The sequence below is a fragment of the Geodermatophilus amargosae genome (assembly GCF_900116515.1).
Lineage (GTDB): Bacteria > Actinomycetota > Actinomycetes > Mycobacteriales > Geodermatophilaceae > Geodermatophilus > Geodermatophilus amargosae.
This window is the reverse complement of sequence record NZ_FPBA01000005.1, coordinates 152,245-169,715: the sequence shown is the minus strand read 5'-3', so window position 1 is coordinate 169,715 and position 17,471 is coordinate 152,245. Positions and strand designations below refer to the sequence as shown.

The 17,471-nt window shown below is 76.2% G+C and carries 16 protein-coding genes; 8 read left to right on the top strand and 8 right to left on the bottom strand.

Annotated features, from left to right (window positions below; translation table 11 throughout):
• Position 1: 1 nt before the first annotated feature.
• Together BM414_RS09580 and BM414_RS09575 are read left to right on the top strand one after the other, a co-directional pair.
• Positions 2 to 1,183 (top strand): AGE family epimerase/isomerase, encoded by a 1,182-nt coding sequence (locus BM414_RS09580; protein WP_093579205.1) that lies wholly within the window; start codon positions 2 to 4, stop codon positions 1,181 to 1,183.
• A 79-nt stretch (positions 1,184 to 1,262) separates the two neighbouring features.
• Positions 1,263 to 1,730, top strand: coding sequence for an SRPBCC family protein (locus BM414_RS09575; RefSeq protein ID WP_093579204.1), 468 nt, complete (start codon positions 1,263 to 1,265; stop codon positions 1,728 to 1,730).
• A gap of 160 nt (positions 1,731 to 1,890) precedes the next feature.
• Here the strand turns inward: BM414_RS09575 and BM414_RS09570 are convergent, their stop codons facing one another.
• From BM414_RS09570 to BM414_RS09555, 4 genes are read right to left on the bottom strand one after another with little or no spacing between them, the layout of a single operon-like run.
• Positions 1,891 to 2,151, bottom strand: a complete 261-nt coding sequence (locus BM414_RS09570; RefSeq protein ID WP_093579203.1) for an HPr family phosphocarrier protein — start codon at positions 2,149 to 2,151, stop codon at positions 1,891 to 1,893.
• Between the two features lie 51 nt (positions 2,152 to 2,202).
• Positions 2,203 to 4,335, bottom strand: a complete 2,133-nt coding sequence (locus BM414_RS09565; protein ID WP_093579202.1) for a PTS fructose transporter subunit IIABC — start codon at positions 4,333 to 4,335, stop codon at positions 2,203 to 2,205.
• 18 nt (positions 4,336 to 4,353) lie between these two features.
• Positions 4,354 to 5,379 (bottom strand): 1-phosphofructokinase family hexose kinase, encoded by a 1,026-nt coding sequence (locus BM414_RS09560; RefSeq protein ID WP_093579201.1) that lies wholly within the window; start codon positions 5,377 to 5,379, stop codon positions 4,354 to 4,356.
• A complete protein-coding gene (locus BM414_RS09555; RefSeq protein ID WP_093579200.1) occupies positions 5,376 to 6,143 on the bottom strand; it encodes a DeoR/GlpR family DNA-binding transcription regulator in 768 nt (255 codons plus the stop codon). The genes BM414_RS09560 and BM414_RS09555 overlap by 4 nt, the downstream gene beginning before the upstream one ends.
• Positions 6,144 to 6,330: 187 nt before the next feature.
• Here BM414_RS09555 and BM414_RS09550 point away from each other — a divergent pair, with 187 nt between their 5' ends.
• The 3 genes from BM414_RS09550 (at position 6,331) to BM414_RS31330 (ending at position 10,616) form a co-directional block, all read left to right on the top strand.
• A complete protein-coding gene (locus BM414_RS09550) occupies positions 6,331 to 8,013 on the top strand; it encodes a putative PEP-binding protein (protein WP_093579199.1) in 1,683 nt (560 codons plus the stop codon).
• Positions 8,014 to 8,150: 137 nt separating this feature from the next.
• Positions 8,151 to 8,303 (top strand): hypothetical protein, encoded by a 153-nt coding sequence (locus tag BM414_RS29265; RefSeq protein WP_175551521.1) that lies wholly within the window; start codon positions 8,151 to 8,153, stop codon positions 8,301 to 8,303.
• Between the two features lie 213 nt (positions 8,304 to 8,516).
• Entirely contained in the window at positions 8,517 to 10,616 is a 2,100-nt protein-coding gene (locus BM414_RS31330; protein ID WP_093579198.1) for a diguanylate cyclase domain-containing protein, read from the top strand.
• 82 nt (positions 10,617 to 10,698) lie between these two features.
• Here BM414_RS31330 and BM414_RS09540 read toward each other — a convergent pair whose 3' ends face one another.
• Positions 10,699 to 11,541, bottom strand: coding sequence for a tyrosine-protein phosphatase (locus BM414_RS09540; protein WP_093579197.1), 843 nt, complete (start codon positions 11,539 to 11,541; stop codon positions 10,699 to 10,701).
• 170 nt (positions 11,542 to 11,711) lie between these two features.
• Here BM414_RS09540 and BM414_RS29255 point away from each other — a divergent pair, with 170 nt between their 5' ends.
• Positions 11,712 to 12,050 carry a hypothetical protein gene (locus BM414_RS29255; RefSeq protein WP_175551520.1) on the top strand — a complete coding sequence of 113 codons (339 nt, stop codon included), beginning with the start codon at positions 11,712 to 11,714 and terminating at the stop codon, positions 12,048 to 12,050.
• On the opposite strand, the gene BM414_RS09530 is transcribed toward BM414_RS29255, so the two are convergent.
• The 3 genes from BM414_RS09530 to BM414_RS09520 all read right to left on the bottom strand — a co-directional run bounded on the left by BM414_RS09530 (position 12,047) and on the right by BM414_RS09520 (position 15,749).
• A complete protein-coding gene (locus tag BM414_RS09530; RefSeq protein ID WP_093579196.1) occupies positions 12,047 to 12,922 on the bottom strand; it encodes a 3-methyladenine DNA glycosylase in 876 nt (291 codons plus the stop codon). The genes BM414_RS29255 and BM414_RS09530 overlap by 4 nt on opposite strands.
• A 119-nt stretch (positions 12,923 to 13,041) precedes the next feature.
• Positions 13,042 to 14,982, bottom strand: a complete 1,941-nt coding sequence (locus BM414_RS09525; protein ID WP_093579195.1) for a helix-turn-helix domain-containing protein — start codon at positions 14,980 to 14,982, stop codon at positions 13,042 to 13,044.
• 14 nt (positions 14,983 to 14,996) lie between these two features.
• Positions 14,997 to 15,749: a 3-hydroxybutyrate dehydrogenase gene (locus BM414_RS09520; protein WP_093579194.1), complete on the bottom strand. Its 753-nt coding sequence runs from the start codon at positions 15,747 to 15,749 to the stop codon at positions 14,997 to 14,999.
• Positions 15,750 to 15,988: 239 nt separating this feature from the next.
• On the opposite strand from BM414_RS09520, the gene BM414_RS09515 reads away from it, so the two are divergent.
• Entirely contained in the window at positions 15,989 to 17,017 is a 1,029-nt protein-coding gene (locus BM414_RS09515) for an MFS transporter (protein WP_217644635.1), read from the top strand.
• Complete coding sequence (locus tag BM414_RS30150; protein WP_342716146.1) at positions 16,900 to 17,361, top strand: MFS transporter; 462 nt, start codon at positions 16,900 to 16,902, stop codon at positions 17,359 to 17,361. Before BM414_RS09515 ends, BM414_RS30150 begins: the two co-directional genes overlap by 118 nt.
• Positions 17,362 to 17,471 lie beyond the last annotated feature (110 nt).

Here is a 17,471-nt window from a genome sequence, read left to right as displayed (position 1 = left end):
CATGACCGACCTCGACCGGCTGCTCACGTTCGCCGAGCGCTCCTGGGTACCCGGCGGCGGCTTCGGCTACCTCGGCGCCGACGGCGCGGTGCTGCCGGACCGGCCGCAGGAGACCTGGATCGTCGCCCGGATGACGCACGTCTTCGCGCTGGCGCAGCTGGTGGGCCGGCCGGGGGCGGACGAGCTGGCCCGTTCCGGCGTCGCCGCCCTGCGGGAGGGGCCGCTGCACGACGGCGTCTCCGGCGGCTGGCGCGCGGCCGAGGACGACGACACCAAGAGCGCGTACGTGCACGCGTTCGCCGTCCTCGCCGGGGCGACGACGACGGTGGCGGGTGTCCCGGGCGGGCGGGCGCTGCTGGACGAGGCGCTGGCCGTGTGGGACGCGCACTTCTGGGACGACGCCGAGGGCCTCGCCGTGGAAGAGTGGAGCGCGGACTGGTCGCGGCTGTCGGACTACCGCGGCGCCAACGCCAACATGCACGGCGTCGAGGCCACGCTGGCCGCGGCCGACGCCCTGTCCCTGGCCGGCGGCGCCGAGGAGGACGCCGTCCGGCTGCGGCGGCACGCGCTGCGCAGCACCGAGCGGATCGTGCACGGCTGGGCCCGGGAGCGGGACTGGCGGCTGCCCGAGCACTTCGACGCCGCGTGGACGCCGCTGCCCGAGCACAACCGCGACCGGCCGGCCGACCCGTTCCGGCCCTACGGCGTCACCGTCGGGCACCAGTTCGAGTGGGCCCGCCTGTGCCTGCACCTGCGCGCCGCGCTCGGCGACGCCGCACCCGGCTGGCTGCTCGACGACGCCGTCGGGCTGTTTGACGCCGCGGCCGGGCGCGGGTGGGCGGCCGACGGGACGCCGGGCTTCCCGTACACGCTCGACTGGGACGACCGTCCCGTGGTGACGGCGCGGATGCACTGGGTGCTGTGCGAGGCGGTCGCGGCGGCCGCCGTGCTCGGCGCGGTCACCGGCGAGGACCGCTACGCCGACCTGGCCGCGGCCTGGCGGGCACACGGCGAGGAGCGCTTCGCCGACCCCTCCACCGGCAGCTGGCACCACGAGCTGACGCCGTCGGGCGAGGTGGCCACCGGCACGTGGGCCGGGCAGCCCGACGCCTACCACCTGGCGCAGATGCTGCTGCTGGAGAGCGCGCCGGTGCGGGGGAGCGTGGCCCTGGCGCTGCGCTGACCCGGGTGTGTCCCCTCCAGCGACCCGGGGTAGGGGCGCGAGGACCGCAACGACACCCCGAGCCAAGAGGAGCGTTCCCGTGGCGAGCGTGCAGCAGTCCGTCGACGTCGACGTCCCGATCCGGGTCGCCTACGACCAGTGGACGCAGTTCGAGTCCTTCCCCCAGTTCATGGGCGGCGTCGAGCGCATCACGCAGATCGACGACACGCACACGCACTGGGTCACCAACATCGACGGTGTGAAGCGTGAGTTCGACGCCGAGATCACCGAGCAGCACGTCGAGGAGCGGGTGGCCTGGACGAGCACCGGCGGCGACGCCAAGCACGCCGGGGTCGTCACCTTCCACCGCCTCGACGACACCAAGACCCGCGTCATGATCCAGATCGACTGGGAGCCCACCGGGCTCGTCGAGAAGGCCGGTGCCGCGCTCGGCTTCGACGACCGCCAGGTCAAGGCCGACGCCAAGCGGTTCAAGGAGTTCATCGAGAGCCGTGGCACCGAGACCGGCGCCTGGCGCGGCGACGTCCCGCGCCCCGACCAGGCCTGAGCGAGGACCTCGCTGCCCCCACTCCTCGCAAGCTCGGGGCGGGTCCCCGCAGCGAGGCCGAACACAGACGACGGCGCCCGTCCCCTCCGGCCGGAGGGGACGGGCGCCGTCGTCTGTGCGGTCAGGCGGCAGGAACGGGCGTCTCTGCCGCCTGCGGGTGCTACTCCGCGTCGAGGTCGGCGGCCACCAGGCCCGCGATCTGCTCGACCACGGCGGCGTCGTCACTGGTGACGGTGACCTCGGCGCCCTTTTGGGCACCGAGCGTCATGATCATCAGCGGCGAGCCGGCGTCGACGGGGTTGCCGCCGGGCGTGGCCAGGGTGACCGGGACGCCGGCCTTGCCCACGGCCTCGGCGATGAGCGCGGCCGGGCGGGCGTGCAGGCCGACCCGGGAGCCGACGGTGACGGTCTGAGTGGGCATGGGCGGTGTCCTCGCTGCTCGGGGTGGGTGGACGGGGTCGAGCCTGCCGTGTCAGACGCGCGCGGGCGCGCTGACGGCGGGAGCCGGGTTGTGGGCGTGGGCGAGGTCGACGGCGTCCTCGGGCACCTCGTCGGCCTTCTTCCGGCCGATGCTCTTGGCGACGGTGACCGCGAGCGCGCCGACGACCGTGCCGACGAGCAGGGCGACGAGGAACATCAGCACCCCGTTCATCGCGAAGAGCACGAAGATGCCGCCGTGCGGGGCCCGCAGTTCGACGCCGCTGGCCGCGACGATCGCGCCGGTGGTGGCCCCGCCGAGCATCATCGAGGGGATGACGCGGAACGGGTCGGCCGCGGCGAACGGGATGGCCCCCTCGGAGATGAACGAGGCACCGAGCAGCCAGGCCGCCTTGCCCTGGTCCCGCTCGGCCGGGGTGTAGAGCCGGGGCCGGACGGCGGTGCTCAGCGCCATCGCCAGCGGCGGGACCATGCCCGCGGCCATGACCGTGGCCATGATGACCAGCGGGGCGCCGCTGCCCGCGGCCAGGCCCGTGGTGGCGAAGACGTAGGCCGCCTTGTTCACCGGGCCGCCGAGGTCGAAGCACATCATCAGGCCGAGGATGATCCCGAGCAGCACCGCCGAGGTGCCGGTCAGGCCGTTGAGCCAGTTGCCCAGCCCCGAGAGCGCCGCGGCCAGTGGGCGGCCGAGGACCACGGCCATCAGGCCGCTGGAGATGACGGTGGCCAGCAGCGGGATGATCACGACCGGCTGGAGCCCGCGGACACCGGTCGGCAGCTTCCAGGAGGCGATCCACCGGGCGGCGAAGCCGGCGATCACACCGCCGACGAGACCGCCGATGAAGCCCGCGCCCACGCTGCCGGACACGGCGCCGACGACGAAACCGGGGACGATGCCCGGACGGTCGGCGATCGCGTAGGCGATGTAGCCGGCCAGCGCCGGCACCAGGAAGCCGAACGCCGCCTGGCCGAGGACCGCGCACACCGCGCCGAGGTAGCCGAGGAGGCCGTCGTTGAGGCCCTCGATGCCCGGCGCGCTGGGCAGGTCGAACAGCGAGTTGCTCAGCACCCAGCTCAGCGCGTAGTTCTGGCCCTCGACGTCGGGGTTGCCGGTGACGATCCGGTAGCCGCCCAGCAGGAAGCTCAGCGCGATGAGCAGGCCGCCCGCCGCGACGAACGGGATCATGTAGCTGACGCCGGTGAGCAGCCAGCGGCGGACCTCGGCGCCGGTGCCCGGCCTGCCGCCGCCGCCGGAGGTGGACGCGGCAGCCGCGGCGCCGCTGCCCGCCACCTTGCGGGAGTGGGGGTCGTCGGCGGCCGCGAGCGCCTCGCGGATCATCACCTCGGGCTCGTTGATGGCCCGCTTCGTCCCCGACTGGATCACCGGCTTCCCGGCGAACCGGTCCTGGTCCCTGACACCCACGTCGACGGCGAAGATGACCGCTTCGGCGTCGCGGATGAGCGCCGGGTCCAGCGGGGTGGAGCCCGAGGAGCCCTGCGTCTCGACGACGAGGTCGACGCCCTCGGCCTGCGCGGCGGCGGCGAGCTTGTCCGCGGCCATGTAGGTGTGCGCGATGCCGGTGGGGCAGGCGCTGACGGCGATCAGGCGGCGGCGGGCCGGAGCGGCGGCAGCGGATCCGGCCGCGGGCTCGGCGGCCGCCGGGGAGCTCGCGGGCGAGGGGACCGAGGTCGCCGCGGTCGCACCGGTGGCCGGCTTGGGGGAGACGACCTCCTCGACCAGTGCGACGACGTCCTGCGCCGAGCCCGCGGCCCGCAGCGAGGCGACGAAGTCCGGCCGGACCAGGGCGCGGGCCAGCGCGGACAGCAGCGTGAGGTGGTCGGCGTCGCCGGCCGCGGGGGCGGCGATGAGGAAGACCAGGTCGGCGGGTCCGTCGGCAGCGCCGAAGTCGACCCGGGGCTCCAGGCGGGCGAAGGCCAGCGACGCCTGCGTCACCGCGGCCGACCGGCAGTGCGGGATCGCGATGCCGCCGGGCAGGCCGGTGGCGGCCTGGGCCTCACGGGCCAGCGCGTCACCGGCCAGGGCATCGGCGCCCGTGGCACGGCCCGCGTCGGCGACCAGGCCCGCCAGCCGGCGGACCACCGCGGCCTTGTCGGAGCCCAGGTCGGCGTCGAGGACGACCAGCTCGGGGGAGATGAGTGCGGTCATGACGGACCTTCCGGGGCGTCAGGGGACGTCGCGGCCGGCGGCCGCGACGGGATCGGGGGAGGGCGCGAGCCCGGACAGGCCGGGCGCCACGACGACGGCGGCCGGGTCGACCTGGTGCGGCACCGGCACCGCGGACCCCGGCAGCGCGGCGGCGGCCGAGCCGGTGGCGACCGCGCGCTGCAGCCGCTCGGCGGGCGGGGCGCCGGCCAGGTCGGCGAGCAGGTGGCCGGCCAGGCTCGAGTCACCGGCGCCGACGGTGCTGCGGACGGTGGTGCGCGGCGCGCGTGCCGACCAGACGCCGTCGGCCGTGGACAGCACGGCGCCGTCGCCACCGAGGGTCAGCAGCACCTCGGCGACGCCCCCGGCGTGCAGCGACCGGACCGCGGCGCGCAGTGCGGCCGGGTCGGCCAGGAGCGCGGCCTCCGTGGTGCCGGCGACCTGGGCGAGCTCCTCGGCGTTGGGCTTGAGCAGGTCCGGCGCCGCGTCGGGCCCGGCGGCGAGCAGTGCGCGCAGCGGCGCCTCGGAGGTGTCGACCGCGACGCGGGCGCCGGTGGGCCGGACCGCCCGGACCAGCTCGGCGTACCAGTCCGCGGGCGTGTCGGGCGGCAGGGAGCCGGAGAGCACCACCCAGCGGGCCTCGGCCGCGGCCCCGGTCAGCACGGCCCCGAGCGCGGCCCGGGTGTCCTCGTCGAGGGCCGTCCCCGGCTCGTTGAGCTTGGTGGTGGTGCCGTCGGGCTCGGTCAGCGAGTAGTTGGTGCGCACCGGGGTGCCGGTGGGCACGGTGAGCAGCGGCAGCCCGAGCGCGGTCAGTGCGGTGACCAGCGGGTCGGTCCGGTCGGCCGGGACCACGGCGACGACGTCGGCGCCGGCGGCGGCCAGCGCCCGCGCGACGTTGACGCCCTTGCCGCCCGGCTCGGTCGAGCTGGCGCCCAGGCGGGCCACCCCGCCACGGGCCAGCGGGCCGGGGAGGGCCAGCGTCCGGTCGAGGCTGGGGTTGGCCGTCAGCGTGACGACCCGTCCCCCGTGCGTGCGGCCGCCGGTCACGCGACCACGACCTCGACGCCCGAGGCCTCCAGGTGGTCGAGGACGGCCGGTTCGGCCCCGCCGTCGGTGATGACCACGTCGACGTCGTCGAGGGAGGCGAAACGGACCAGGTGCTCGCGTCCGAGCTTGCTGCTGTCGGCCAGCACGACCACCCGCTGGCCGGCGCGCACCATGGCCCGCTTGACCGAGGCCTCGGCCTCGTCCGGGGTGGTCAGACCGTGGCCGGGGGCGATGCCGTTCGTACCCAGGAAGGCGACGTCGACCCGGAGGTCGGCCAGCGCCCGCACCGGCGTCTCACCGACGGCGCACTGGGTCAGCCCGCGGACCCGGCCGCCCAGCACGTGCAGGGTGACGCCCGGGGCGTTGGCCAGCCGCGCGGCGATCGGCACCGAGTTGGTGGCCACGAACAGCGTCCGGTCGGCCGGCAGCACGTCCGCCAGGGCCGCCGTGGTGCTCCCGCCGTCGAGCAGCAGGCTGCCGCCGCGGCCGGGCAGCAGGTCCAGCGCCGCGGCGGCGATCTTGCGCTTCGCCTCGGCGTGGGTGGCGTGGCGTTCGGCCAGGGCCGTCTCCACGAGGGTGAGCGCCGCGGCGGGTACCGCGCCCCCGTGCACGCGCCGCAGGACACCCGCCCGCTCGAGGGTGGCGAGGTCCCGGCGCACCGTCTCGGTGGTGACACCGAACTGGTCGGCCACCGCGGTGACCGCGATCCGCCCCTGCTCGACGACGAGTGTGGCGATGGCCTGCTGGCGCTCCTCGGCGTACACCGTCCATCCCCTCGGTCGGTGCGCGAGACCACGGCGGGGCCTCGGCAGATGCCCGATCGTGTGGGACCGGACTTGTGTCTGTGTTGTTCTACGTGGATTACGTTGACAAGTCAACACCAAGTGGTGAGGCTGGTCACGGACGACGAGGTCCGGCGCCCGCCATCCCTCCGACCGACGTGAGGTCCGCATGTCCACCACCGCCGCCCGCACCGTGCTCACCGGGACGCCGGTCGTCCCCGGCGTGGTCCTCGGTCCCGTCGTCCGCCCGTCCGGCGCGGTGATCCTGCCCGCCGAGGCGTTCGACCCGCTGCCGGAGACGGCCCGGGAGGAGGAGCGGGCGCGGTTCACCGCGGCCGCCGAGGCCGTCGCCGGCCGGCTGGCCGAGCGTGCCGCGGCCGCGACGGGGATGACCGCCGAGGTCCTGTCGGCGACCGCCGGGATGGCGCGCGACCGCGGGCTGCTGGGCGCGGTCGAGCAGCGGATCACCGCCGGCGTCCCCGCCGCCGTGGCGACCGTGCAGGCCGCGCAGCAGTTCGTCGACGTCTTCACCTCGCTGGGCGGCGTGATGGCCGAGCGGGTGACCGACGTGCGCGACGTCCGCGACCGCGTGGTGGCCGAACTGACCGGCCAGGGGGAGCCCGGCGTCCCCTCGCCGGCGGAGCCCTCGGTCCTGCTCGCCGACGACCTCGCCCCCGCCGACACCGCCGGCCTGGACCCCGCGCGGATCGTCGGGCTGGCCACCCGCCTGGGCGGGACCACCAGCCACACCGCGATCATCGCCCGCCAGCTGGGCCTGCCCCTAGTGGTCGCGGTGGAGGGCCTCGACGCCGTCCCCGCCGGCGCGACGGTCCTCCTCGACGCCGAGGAGGGTGCGGTCACCGTCGACCCCGACCCGGAGGCGGCCGCCGGCCAGCTCGCCGCCGCGCGCCGGGCCGCCGAGGCGCTGGCCGGGTACGCCGGGCCGGGCACCACCCGCGACGGCGTCGCGGTCCCGGTGCTGGCCAACGTCCAGGACGGCGACGGCACACGGGCCGCCCTGCGCGCGCACGCCGAGGGGGTCGGCCTGTTCCGCACCGAGCTCGCCTTCCTCGGCCGGGCCTCCGAGCCGACCGTCGAGGAACAGGCGAGCGGCTACGCCGACGTCCTCGAGGCAGCGGCCGGCCGGCGGGTCGTCCTGCGCACCCTCGACGCCGGGTCGGACAAGCCGCTGGAGTTCGCGACGCCGCCCGAGGAGGCCAACCCGGCGCTCGGCGTCCGCGGCCTGCGGGTGGCCCGCCGCGACCCCGGTCTGCTCGACCGCCAGCTCGACGCCGTCGCCGAGGCCGCCCGCCGTACCGGTACCGCGCCGTGGGTGATGGCGCCGATGGTGGCCACCGAGGGCGAGGCCGCGGACTTCGCCGCGCGCGTGCGGGAGCGGGGGCTGGTGCCCGGCGTGATGGTCGAGGTCCCCTCGGCAGCGCTGCTGGCCGACCGGATGCTGCGGCACGTCGACTTCCTGTCCATCGGCACCAACGACCTGTCGCAGTACGCGCTGGCCGCGGACCGGCTCTCCGCCGACCTGGCCGACCTCACCGACCCCTGGCAGCCGGCCCTGCTGGCGCTGGTGGAGACGACGGCGGCGGCGGGCCGGAGGGCGGGCAAGCCGGTGGGCGTCTGCGGCGAGGCCGCGGCCGACCCGCTGCTCGCCTGTGTCCTCGTCGGTCTCGGCGTGACCTCCCTGTCCTGCGCCGGATCGGCCGTCGCGGGCGTCGGTGCGCGGCTGGCCACCGCCGACCTCGCCGCCTGCCGGGACGCCGCGGCCGCCGCGCTGGCCGCCGACGACCCGCGGGCGGCACGGGCCGCGGCGCGGGGGGTGCTGACCCGCGCGTGAGGGGGCATGACCTCTCCGATGGGTGAACGATCGTCGGACATCACATGACAGTCCCTGCGATCCTTCGGAATATTGACGTCCACACCTGCTTTGCTATGGGTGTAGGACGAAGACGTACCGAAGAGGGAGACACGGACATGTCCATCGGGACCACTTGGCGCCAGCGTCGGCAGGCGGCTCGCACGCGGCGGGCCATCGACCGGGCTCTCGCCCGTACCGGCAGCCCCGCGATGCGCGACGAGCTGCTCACCATGGCCAACAGCAGCGCGTTCTTCACCCGCGAGGTCTGACGAAGGACCTCCCTGCCCCCGCCCCTCGCACGCTCGCGGCGGGGCCCTGCAGGGAGGCGGCGCCGGTGACGGCGCCCGATCCGCACGGCCCCGGTCTGCACCCGCAGCCCGGGGCCGACTGCTGTCCGGGGCAGGTCCCCCGTGCGGGGGAGCGGGCCGCCCGCACGGGCCGGCGCACTCAACCCGGGCCAGGCCCGTGCCGAAGGTGCCGAGGTGAGCGCAGCGCGACCGGCGGACCCGGCACCCCAGGCGGAGGCGCGGGAGACGTCGGGCGCGACGACGGCCCTCGTCCTGGAGTTCGTCCGCCAGCACGCCGGTGAGGCGGCGGTCGAGGAGACCCTCCGCCGGTCCGGCGTGCCGTTCACCGCCGCCGAGCTGTCGCGGCCCTCGACCTGGACCAGCTACGACACGCGGATCCGCCTGTTCACCGCGGCCACCGAGGTCCTGGGCGACCCCGGCGCCATGTTCCGCATCGGCGCCGACTCGCTGCGCACGGGCATGAACGCCTCCGTCGTCGTCCTCGTGCGGGCCATGGGCTCACCGCGCCAGGTGTACGCCCGGCTGCCGCGCGCGGTCGCCAACTTCACCACCACCTCCACCATGGAGGTGCTCCGGTCCGACGCCACCTCGGCGACGCTGCGCTACCGACTGCACGAGGGCTACGCCCACTCGCGACTGGACTGCGACTACGCGCGCGGGCTGATCAGCATGGTCCCGACCGTCTTCGGCCTGCCCCCCGCCCGCGTCGTCCACGAGGAGTGCGAGTCCTCCGGCGCCCCGGCCTGCGTCTACCTGCTCTCCTGGGACCGCCGCAGCCGGTGGTCGCGCCGCCGCGGCAACGCGCCCTCGGCCGACCCGGAGCTGACCGCCCTCCGTGCGCAGGTCCGGAGCCTGCAGGAAGCGGCCACCGACCTCGTCGACGGCGGGGACCTCGGGACCGTCCTGCGCCGCATCGTCGACCGCGCGGCCTCCGCCGTCCTCGCCCCCGCCTACCTGCTCGCCGTCTCCGCCCCGCACGGCGGCGCGCCGCTCGTGCACAGCTCCGGCCTGGACCCCCACGAGGTGCCGCTGCTGGTCGCCCGGCTGCTGGCCGGCGACGACCTGGGGCCGGGAGCGGTGACCGTCGACGTCGCCTCCGCCCGCCGGACCCACGGCCGCCTGGCCGCGCTGCGCCGTCCGGGCGAGGGAGGGCTCGGCGACGAGCGGGCGATGCTCGCCGCCTACGCCGACCACGCGGCCGCGGCCCTCGACCTCGTCCTCGCCCTCGAGGACAGCCGGGCGGAGGCCCGCCGGGCCGGCGCCCTGCTCGACCTCGCCCACGAACTGGCCTCGGCGGCCGGGGCGCCGGAGGTCTGCGCCGTGGTGGCGGGGGCCCTGCCGGGCATCGTCGGCTGCGGCAGTTCCGGCGTGCTGCTCTGGGACCCCGCCGACGCGGTCCTGCGCGCGTCGGCCTGCGCCGGCCTGCCCCCGGAGCAGGAGGCGGTGCTGCGGGCGGCGACCCTGCGGGCCGGGGACGTCCCGGAGGTCTTCGGCATCCTCACCGATCGCGAGCCGCGCGTCATCAGCGCGACCGGTGCCAGCGCCCCGATGCGCGACCTGCTCGCCGCCCTGCTGCTGACCGACGTCGTGGCCGTCCCACTCCTCGCCGGCACGACTTTCCTCGGCGTGCTCACCGCGAGCTGGGCCGACGGCGAGGTCAGCCACGCCCTCGACGCCGACGTCCTCGCCCGGCTGCGCGGCGTCGGCGACCAGGCCTCCACGGCGCTGCAGAAGGCCCGGCTGCTGGAGACCGTCCGGCACCAGGCCAGCCACGACGCCCTGACCGGCCTGCCCAACCGCCGGCTGTTCCGCGAGCGGCTGGTCGACGCGCTCGCCGCCGTCGCCCCGTCCGGGTCCGTGGGCGTGCTGTTCTGCGACCTCGACCGGTTCAAGGCGGTCAACGACACGCTCGGTCACGCCGCCGGCGACGAGCTGCTGCGGCAGGTGTCGGCGCGGCTGCGCGCCGCCGTCCGCCCCGGCGACACCGTCGCGCGGCTCAGCGGGGACGAGTTCGGGGTGCTGCTGCCGCGGCTGGGCTCCCCGTCGGACGCCCAGGCGGTCGTGGGCCGGGTGGCGGCGGCCTTCACCGAGCCGTTCCGGCTCGACGGCCTCCCGGTGCCCGTGGGGACGAGCACCGGCGTCGCCGTGCACACCGGTCCCGGCGAGGACCCGTCCGCGACGGCCGAGCGGCTGCTGCGCGAGGCCGACGCCGCGATGTACCGCCACAAGCACCGCGACCGCCCGCTGGCCCGGGCTCCCCGCCTGCCGGAGTAGCGCCCGCTCGAGACGAGAGCGCGTCCACGGCGGTCCTCCCGGCCCCGGGGACGACCGTCAGCGCGTGGTGATCACGCGCGCGTCAGTCGCGGAGGCGGGCGCGCAGGGCGGCCTGCTCGCGGGCCCCGAAGCCGTTCTCCTCCAGCCACCCCAGCGGCCCGCCGTGCCGCTGGCGGAGGATCTCCAGCAGCCGGCGCATGGTCTCCGCCCGGGGCGTGTGGACGGCGACCTCGCGGCGGGTCATGTCCTCGGCGTAGGTCGGGGACTGCCGCAGCTTGGCCACCAGGGCGTCGATGACGTCGGCGGTCATGGCGTAGTCGGCGACGATCTCCTCGTCGGGCACGCCGGCCGCGGCCAGCGTGAACATCGCGACGACGCCGGTGCGGTCCTTGCCCGCCGCGCAGTGGACGACCACCGCGCCGTCCCCGGCCGCGACCGCCCGCAGCGCGGCCAGCACGTTGTCGGGCCGGTGGTGCAGGTAGCCGAGGTAGGAGCGCACCGCCGGCGGCTCGACCTCGTCGGCCTCGGTGGTCTGCCGCGGGAGCACCGTCTCGGCCCAGCCGGCTGGCAGTTCGGGGAGCTCGTCCTCCTCGGCGGCGAAGACGTCGGTGTGGTGCCCCCGCTCGGGCAGCAGGCTGAAGTGGAGGTGCGTGACGCCCTCGACCCCGCGCAGGGGCCCGCGCCCCTCGAGCAGCACCTCGGCCGTCGTGCGCAGGTCGATGACGTCGCGCAGGCGCAGGTCCTCCACCAGGCGGCGGACGTCGTCGTCGCTGAGGGTCTGCAGGTTGTCGCTGCGCAGGACGCGGCCGAACGCCGTGGTGCCGCCGTCACTGGTCGGCAGGCCGCCCAGGTCGCGCGTGTTGGTCGTCCCGTCGAGTCGCAGCCAGCGGCCGGTGCGCAGGTCATCGGGGGAGGTCGAGGTCACGCCCCGACGGTACGGCGCGCGCACGACCGGGAGGCGACGGGACGGTGACCGGCGGTCGCGACGGACGGCGCGAGTCCCCGTGTGGTCGGTGGCTCCACGCCCCGCACGACGACCGCCGACTTCACCCTCGGCCTGCTGGTGAGGGTCGTGCTCGGCGGGACGGGCAGCCGGTGGGCGCGGTGCTCGGCGGCGTCCTCTACACCCACCTCGACAGCCGGCTCACCGACCTGGCGTCCTCGGCCGTGGTGCAGGACCTGCCGGCGTGGCGGCGGGTCCCGCTGTCGGAGCCGCTGTTCCTGCTCGGGTCGCTGTTCGTCCTGGTCGTCTTCTTCGTCCCGGTCGGCATCGCGGGCCTGGCCGCCCGGCTGCGCGAGCGGCGCCTCGGCCGGCGTCCGGCCGCACCGACCGGAGGCGCCACGCCGCCGCCCGGCCGGGTGGTGGAGCAGCTGCGGGAGACGGCGTCGCGCGGGGTGGGCGTCGGCGCCGGCGGCCCCCGCGACGGCGTCTAGCCCAGCAGGGCGTCGCAGACGTCGACCAGCCGCTGCCGCAGCGGGGCGGCGCGCTCGGCGAACCCCCGCTGGGCGACGACGTACGCCGCCTTGCCCTCCGGCGTCTCGACCGGCACCGGCTCGTAGCCGCGGTCGCGCAGGTCGTAGGGCGAGGCGCGCATGTCCAGCTCGCGCACCTCGACGGCGAGCGCGAAGCAGTCGGCCACGAGCTCGCCGGGCACCGCGGGGGAGAGCTTGTAGGCCCACTTGTAGAGGTCCATCGTGGCGTGCAGGCAGCCCGGCTGCTCCATCGCGACCTGCGTCTCCCGCGTCGGCCGCAGCCGGTTGAGCCCCACCGCCGACGGCGTGAAGAAACGGAACGCGTCGAAGTGGCTGCACCGGATCGGGTGCGACTCCACGACGGCGTCGGTGCCCGCCTGCCCCAGCCGCAGCGGGACCGCGTGCCGCCGCTCGTCGGCGCGGTGCACCATCGCCCACTCGTGCAGACCGAAGCACCCGGTGTGCGCCGGCCGCGACGCGGTGGCCACCAGCAGGTCGCGCACGAACCGCACGGTGGGCGCGCGGTCGGCCAGGTAGCCGTCGACGTCGAGCCGCACCGTCCCGTCGTCGCCGGTCGCGTACCAGCGCCACCCGGCGTGGGGGGCCGGGCCGTCCGCCGACGGCGCCAGCGCGACGCCGGGGCCCGGGTGCCAGCGGCGCAGCCGCGACGGCGTCTCGGAGTAGTAGGTGAACAGGAAGTCGAGCACCGGGTGGCTCTCGCCGCGGCGCCGCCGCTCGCGGTGCGGTGCCGTCCACCGCTCCACCCGCGCCTCGTGCGCGGCCGCCCGCGCCGCCCACTCGCCCGCCGGCAGGCAGGGCAGGAGGGCGGTCACCGGACCAGGGTAGGAGGGTCCTCGGGACTCGCCGGCGGTGGCGCGGTCCCTCCCGCGGAGGTGGTGTGCGCTCCCGGCGCGTCCCGGAGCCGGAGTGCGCAGGCGCACACCACCGGCGCTCAGTCGTCGGCAGAGGTGAGCCGGTGCAGCCGCAGAGCCAGCTGGACCTCCAGCGCCCGCTCGGGCGCCGACCAGTCCCTGCCCAGCAGCCGGGCGACCCGGTCCAGCCGCTGGGTGACGGTGTTGACGTGCACGTTGAGCGTCTCGGCGGCGCGGGCGGGGGAACCGCCGGTGTCGAACCACGCCCGCAGCGTGGTGACCAGGTCGGTGCCGCGGCGCGCGTCGTAGTCGAGCACCGGCGCCAGCGTGGCCGTGACGAACCCCGGCACGTCCCGCCCCTCACCCACCAGCAGGCCGACGAAGCCCAGCTCGTCGGCGCTGGCCGACTGGCCGCCCCGTCCCAGCGCCTCCAGCGTCGAGGCGCACCGCCGGGCCTCGGCCTCCGCACCGGCGACCGCCGCCGGACCGTGCGCGGGGCCCGCGCCGCCGGCGGTGACCGCCCGCCCGACCGCGGCGGCGACCTCCTTGCACACCAGCGCCGCGGCGGCACCGGGAGCGAGGTCCGGCAGGCACAGGACGACGCGGCCGTCGCGCACCCCGGCCAGCCCGGCGCGGGTGGCGGCCAGGTGGGCCGCGGCGGCCAGCGCCCGCCCGCGGCAGCGCTCCTCCACCCGGACGACGACCACCGCCTGCGGCCGGTCGAGGTCGGCGCCCAGCCGGCGGGCCCGCTCCCGCAGGCCGTCGGGGTCGCGCAGCGGTCCGGTCAGCAGCTCGTCGAGCAGCTCGCCGCGCACCCGGCCCTCGGCCTCGCCGGCGGTGCGCCGGATGAGCAGCAGCAGAGCGGTGACCAGCGCCGCCCGTTCGAGGATGCGCTGGTCGGCGTCGGACAGGTCGCCGGCGCGCTGCAGCACCAGGCCACCGAGCAGGTCGTTGCCCACGGTCACCGCCGCGGTCCACCACTCGCCGTCGCCCACGGTGCGGCCGGTCGACCGGGCCAGGCCCAGCGCGCCGGCCGGGTCGGGGGGCAGGGCGCTCCCGGGGACCTCGGCGGGCGTGGGCCGGCCCTCCTCGTCGAGCACGGTGATCCGCCCGCCGAGGGCCTCGGTCACCGCGGCCGCCACGCCCTCGACGCCGCCGCCGCGCAGCACGACGTCGATGAACCGGTCGTGCGCCCCGGCGGCCCGCTCGACCGACTCGGTGTGCGCCCGCAGCTCCCGGGTCGCCGCCGACAGCTCGTCGAGCGCCGTGCGGGTCTCCTCGAGCAGCCGGGCGTTGTCGATGGCGATCGCGGCGTGCGCGGCCAGCGACCCGAGCAGCGCCACCTCCGAGCGGTCGAAGGTCCGCTCGGTGCGGTCGGCGGCGTAGAGGACGCCGATGACCTGCGACCCGCGGATCAGCGGCACGCCGAGGATGGCGACCAGGCCCTCCTCGCGGACGCCGCTGTTGATGTCGTCGGTGTGGTGGAACCGGGCGTCGGTGAAGTAGCTCGCCGTCGCGTACGGCGCGGCCGTCTGGGCGACCAGCCCGCCCAGGCCCTCGCCCATGGGCAGCCGCAGCGCCTGGAACCGGGCCGAGACCGAGCCGTCGGTGACCCGCATGTAGGTGTCGCCGTGGGCGTCGTCGTTGAGCGTCAGGTAGGAGACGTCGGTGCCCAGCAGCTGGCGCGCGCGGCGGACGATCGCGGTCAGGACCGAGTCGACACCGCGTAGCGTGGCCAGGTCGCTCGCCGTGTCGAACAGCGCCGACAGCTCCGACTCGCGGCGCCGGCGGGCGGCGAAGGCGGCGCGCACCTGGAGCGCCAGCAACCGCACCCGCTCGACCTCGGCGAGGGTGTCGGGGTCGGCGCCGCCGGCCCGGGCGCGCACCAGCGGGCCCTCGTACTCGATGGCCGCGGCGTCGTCGAGGACGAGCTGCAGGTACTCGGCGGCGGCCGAGGGGACGCGTGGCGCGCGTCCGGGACCGTCGGCGGGCAGCGGCGCGGTCCGGGTCACGACCGGCATCCTCCCCGGCCGCATCAGTGGGCGGTCCACCCGCCGTCCATCCGCAGCGACGTGCCGGTGACCGAGGTCGCGGCGGGGGAGCAGAGCCAGGCGACGGCGTCGGCGACCTCGGCGGGCTCGATCAGCCGCTTGAGCGCCGCGGGCGCCAGCATGACCTGCGCGACCACCTCGTCCTCGGAGATCCCGTGGGTGCGCGCCTGGTCGGCGATCTGTCCCTCCACCAGTGGCGTGCGCACGTAGGCCGGGGCCACGCAGTTCGACGTCACGCCGTGCGGGGCGCCCTCGAGCGCGATGACCTTCGACAGCCCCTCGAGCGCGTGCTTGGCCGTCACGTACGCGGACTTGAACGGCGACGCCCGGTGCCCGTGCACCGAGCTGACGTTGACCACCCGTCCCCAGCCCCGCCGGTACATGTGCGGCAGCGCGCCACGCACCAGCCGGAACGGCGCCTCGACCATCAGCCGTTGGATGGTCGAGAAGACCTCGACCGGGAACTCGTGCAGCGGCGCGACGTGCTGGAACCCCGCGTTGTTGACCAGGACGTCGACGTCGAGGTCGAGCGCGTCGACGGCGGCCAGGTCGGACAGGTCGACGGCGACCGCGCGGCCCCCGACGGTGCGGGCGACCTCCTCCGCCGACGCGCCGTCCCGGTCGACGACGACCACCTCGGCGCCGGCCTCGGCCAGCCGGGACGCGACCGCCCGCCCGATGCCCGAGCCCCCGCCGGTCACCATCGCCCGCCGCCCCTGGAGGTCGTCTGCGCCCATGGCCGGGACGGTAGGCCGCGGTGGCGGTGGCTGTCACGGCTCCGGCCCACACAGCTGGCACGGCCGGGGTGGGCGCTGACCACACCGCGCCCCGGTCGTCGACCGGCCACCGTCTCCCCGCTGGACATGGAGGCGGACCACATGAGCCCGCTCACGACACTGGCCTCGGCCACATGGGCGGTCCCGCCGGATCTTCCTGGCGTCGGGGCGGAACGGACCCGTCCACCGAGGAGACCCGCATGTCCGCACCCAGCCAGACGCCGCAGAGGCGGAGCTTCGGCCGTGTCGTCGGCGCGAGCATCATCGGCACCACCGTCGAGTGGTACGACTTCTTCCTCTACGGCTCGGCCGCCGCGCTCGTGTTCAGCGACCTGTTCTTCCCCGAGCAGGACGACTTCGTCGGGACCCTGGCGGCCTTCGCCACGTACGCCGTCGGCTTCTTCGCCCGGCCCGTCGGCGCGCTCGTCTTCGGGCACTTCGGCGACCGGATCGGCCGCAAGAAGCTGCTGGTCGTCCCGCTGCTGATGATGGGCGGGGCCACGTTCCTGATCGGCCTGCTGCCCACCTACGCGACGGTCGGCGTGCTCGCCCCCGTGCTGCTCGTCGTCCTGCGCCTGGTGCAGGGCTTCGCGCTCGGCGGTGAGTGGGGCGGCGCGGTCCTGATCGTCTCCGAGCACGGCCGGCCCGAGAACCGCGGGTTCTGGTCCTCCTGGCCCCAGGCCGGCGCTCCCGCGGGCAACCTGCTGGCCACCGGCGTCCTCGCCCTGCTCGCCGCCTTCCAGTCCGACGAGGCCTTCCTCAGCTGGGGCTGGCGGATCCCCTTCCTGCTCTCGGCCGTGCTGATCGTCGTGGGCCTGTTCGTCCGGCTCGCCGTCTCCGAGTCGCCGGTCTTCCTCGAGGCGCAGCGGGCCGCCGCCGAGACCGCCGCCCGCACGGGCGTGCAGGAGAAGGCTCCGATCGTCACGATCCTGTCGCGGTACAAGCGGGAGGTCCTCGTCGCGATGGGCGCGCGGATCGCCGAGGACGTGTCCTTCTACGTCCTCACCGCGTTCACGCTCGTGTACATCCGCGACGTGCGCGGCCTGGAGGCCTCGTTCGCGCTCAACGCCGTCCTCATCGCCTCGGCCGTGCACCTGGTGACCATCCCGATGTGGGGGCGCTGTCGGACCGGGTCGGCCGGCGCCCGGTGTACCTCCTCGGTGCCGCCGGCATCGGCGTGTGGGCGTTCGCGCTGTTCCGCATGCTGGACAGCGACGACTTCGGGCTGACGGTCCTCGCCATCACGATCGGCCTGCTCTTCCACGGCGCCATGTACGGGCCGCAGGCGGCGTTCTTCGCCGAGCTGTTCGGCACCAAGGCCCGGTACACCGGCGTCTCGGTGGGCGCCCAGCTGGCGTCGCTCGTCGCCGGCGCGCCCGCGCCCCTGATCGCGATCGCCCTCCTGGGCAGCTTCGACGAGCCGCGGCCAGGGCTCGTGGCCCTGTACCTGGTCGTCTGCGCCGCGATCACGCTCGTCGCGGTGTCCACCTACGGCGAGACGCGCACCCGTGACCTCGCCGCCGACCACGCGGTCCCCGCGCAGCGGACCGGCAGGAGCGCCGAGCGCGTCTAGCGGCACGCCGCCGGCACGTCCCGGGGCACCCCTGACACGTGTCAGGGGTGCCCCGTGCGCAGGTCCGGGCAGGTCGTGAGGGACGGCACCTGTGCCGGGCCCGGTCCGGC

Excerpts from the sequence above, each read along its gene's own strand:
- BM414_RS09580 (WP_093579205.1), top strand. The coding sequence starts at position 2 with ATGACCGACCTCGACCGGCTGCTCACGTTCGCCGAGCGCTCCTGGGTA.
- BM414_RS09520 (WP_093579194.1), bottom strand. The coding sequence starts at position 15,749 with ATGGGCGCAGACGACCTCCAGGGGCGGCGGGCGATGGTGACCGGCGGG.
- BM414_RS09525 (WP_093579195.1), bottom strand. The coding sequence starts at position 14,982 with ATGCCGGTCGTGACCCGGACCGCGCCGCTGCCCGCCGACGGTCCCGGA.
- BM414_RS09570 (WP_093579203.1), bottom strand. The coding sequence starts at position 2,151 with ATGCCCACTCAGACCGTCACCGTCGGCTCCCGGGTCGGCCTGCACGCC.
- BM414_RS09565 (WP_093579202.1), bottom strand. The coding sequence starts at position 4,335 with ATGACCGCACTCATCTCCCCCGAGCTGGTCGTCCTCGACGCCGACCTG.
- BM414_RS29265 (WP_175551521.1), top strand. The coding sequence starts at position 8,151 with ATGTCCATCGGGACCACTTGGCGCCAGCGTCGGCAGGCGGCTCGCACG.
- BM414_RS09515 (WP_217644635.1), top strand. The coding sequence starts at position 15,989 with ATGTCCGCACCCAGCCAGACGCCGCAGAGGCGGAGCTTCGGCCGTGTC.
- BM414_RS09550 (WP_093579199.1), top strand. The coding sequence starts at position 6,331 with ATGTCCACCACCGCCGCCCGCACCGTGCTCACCGGGACGCCGGTCGTC.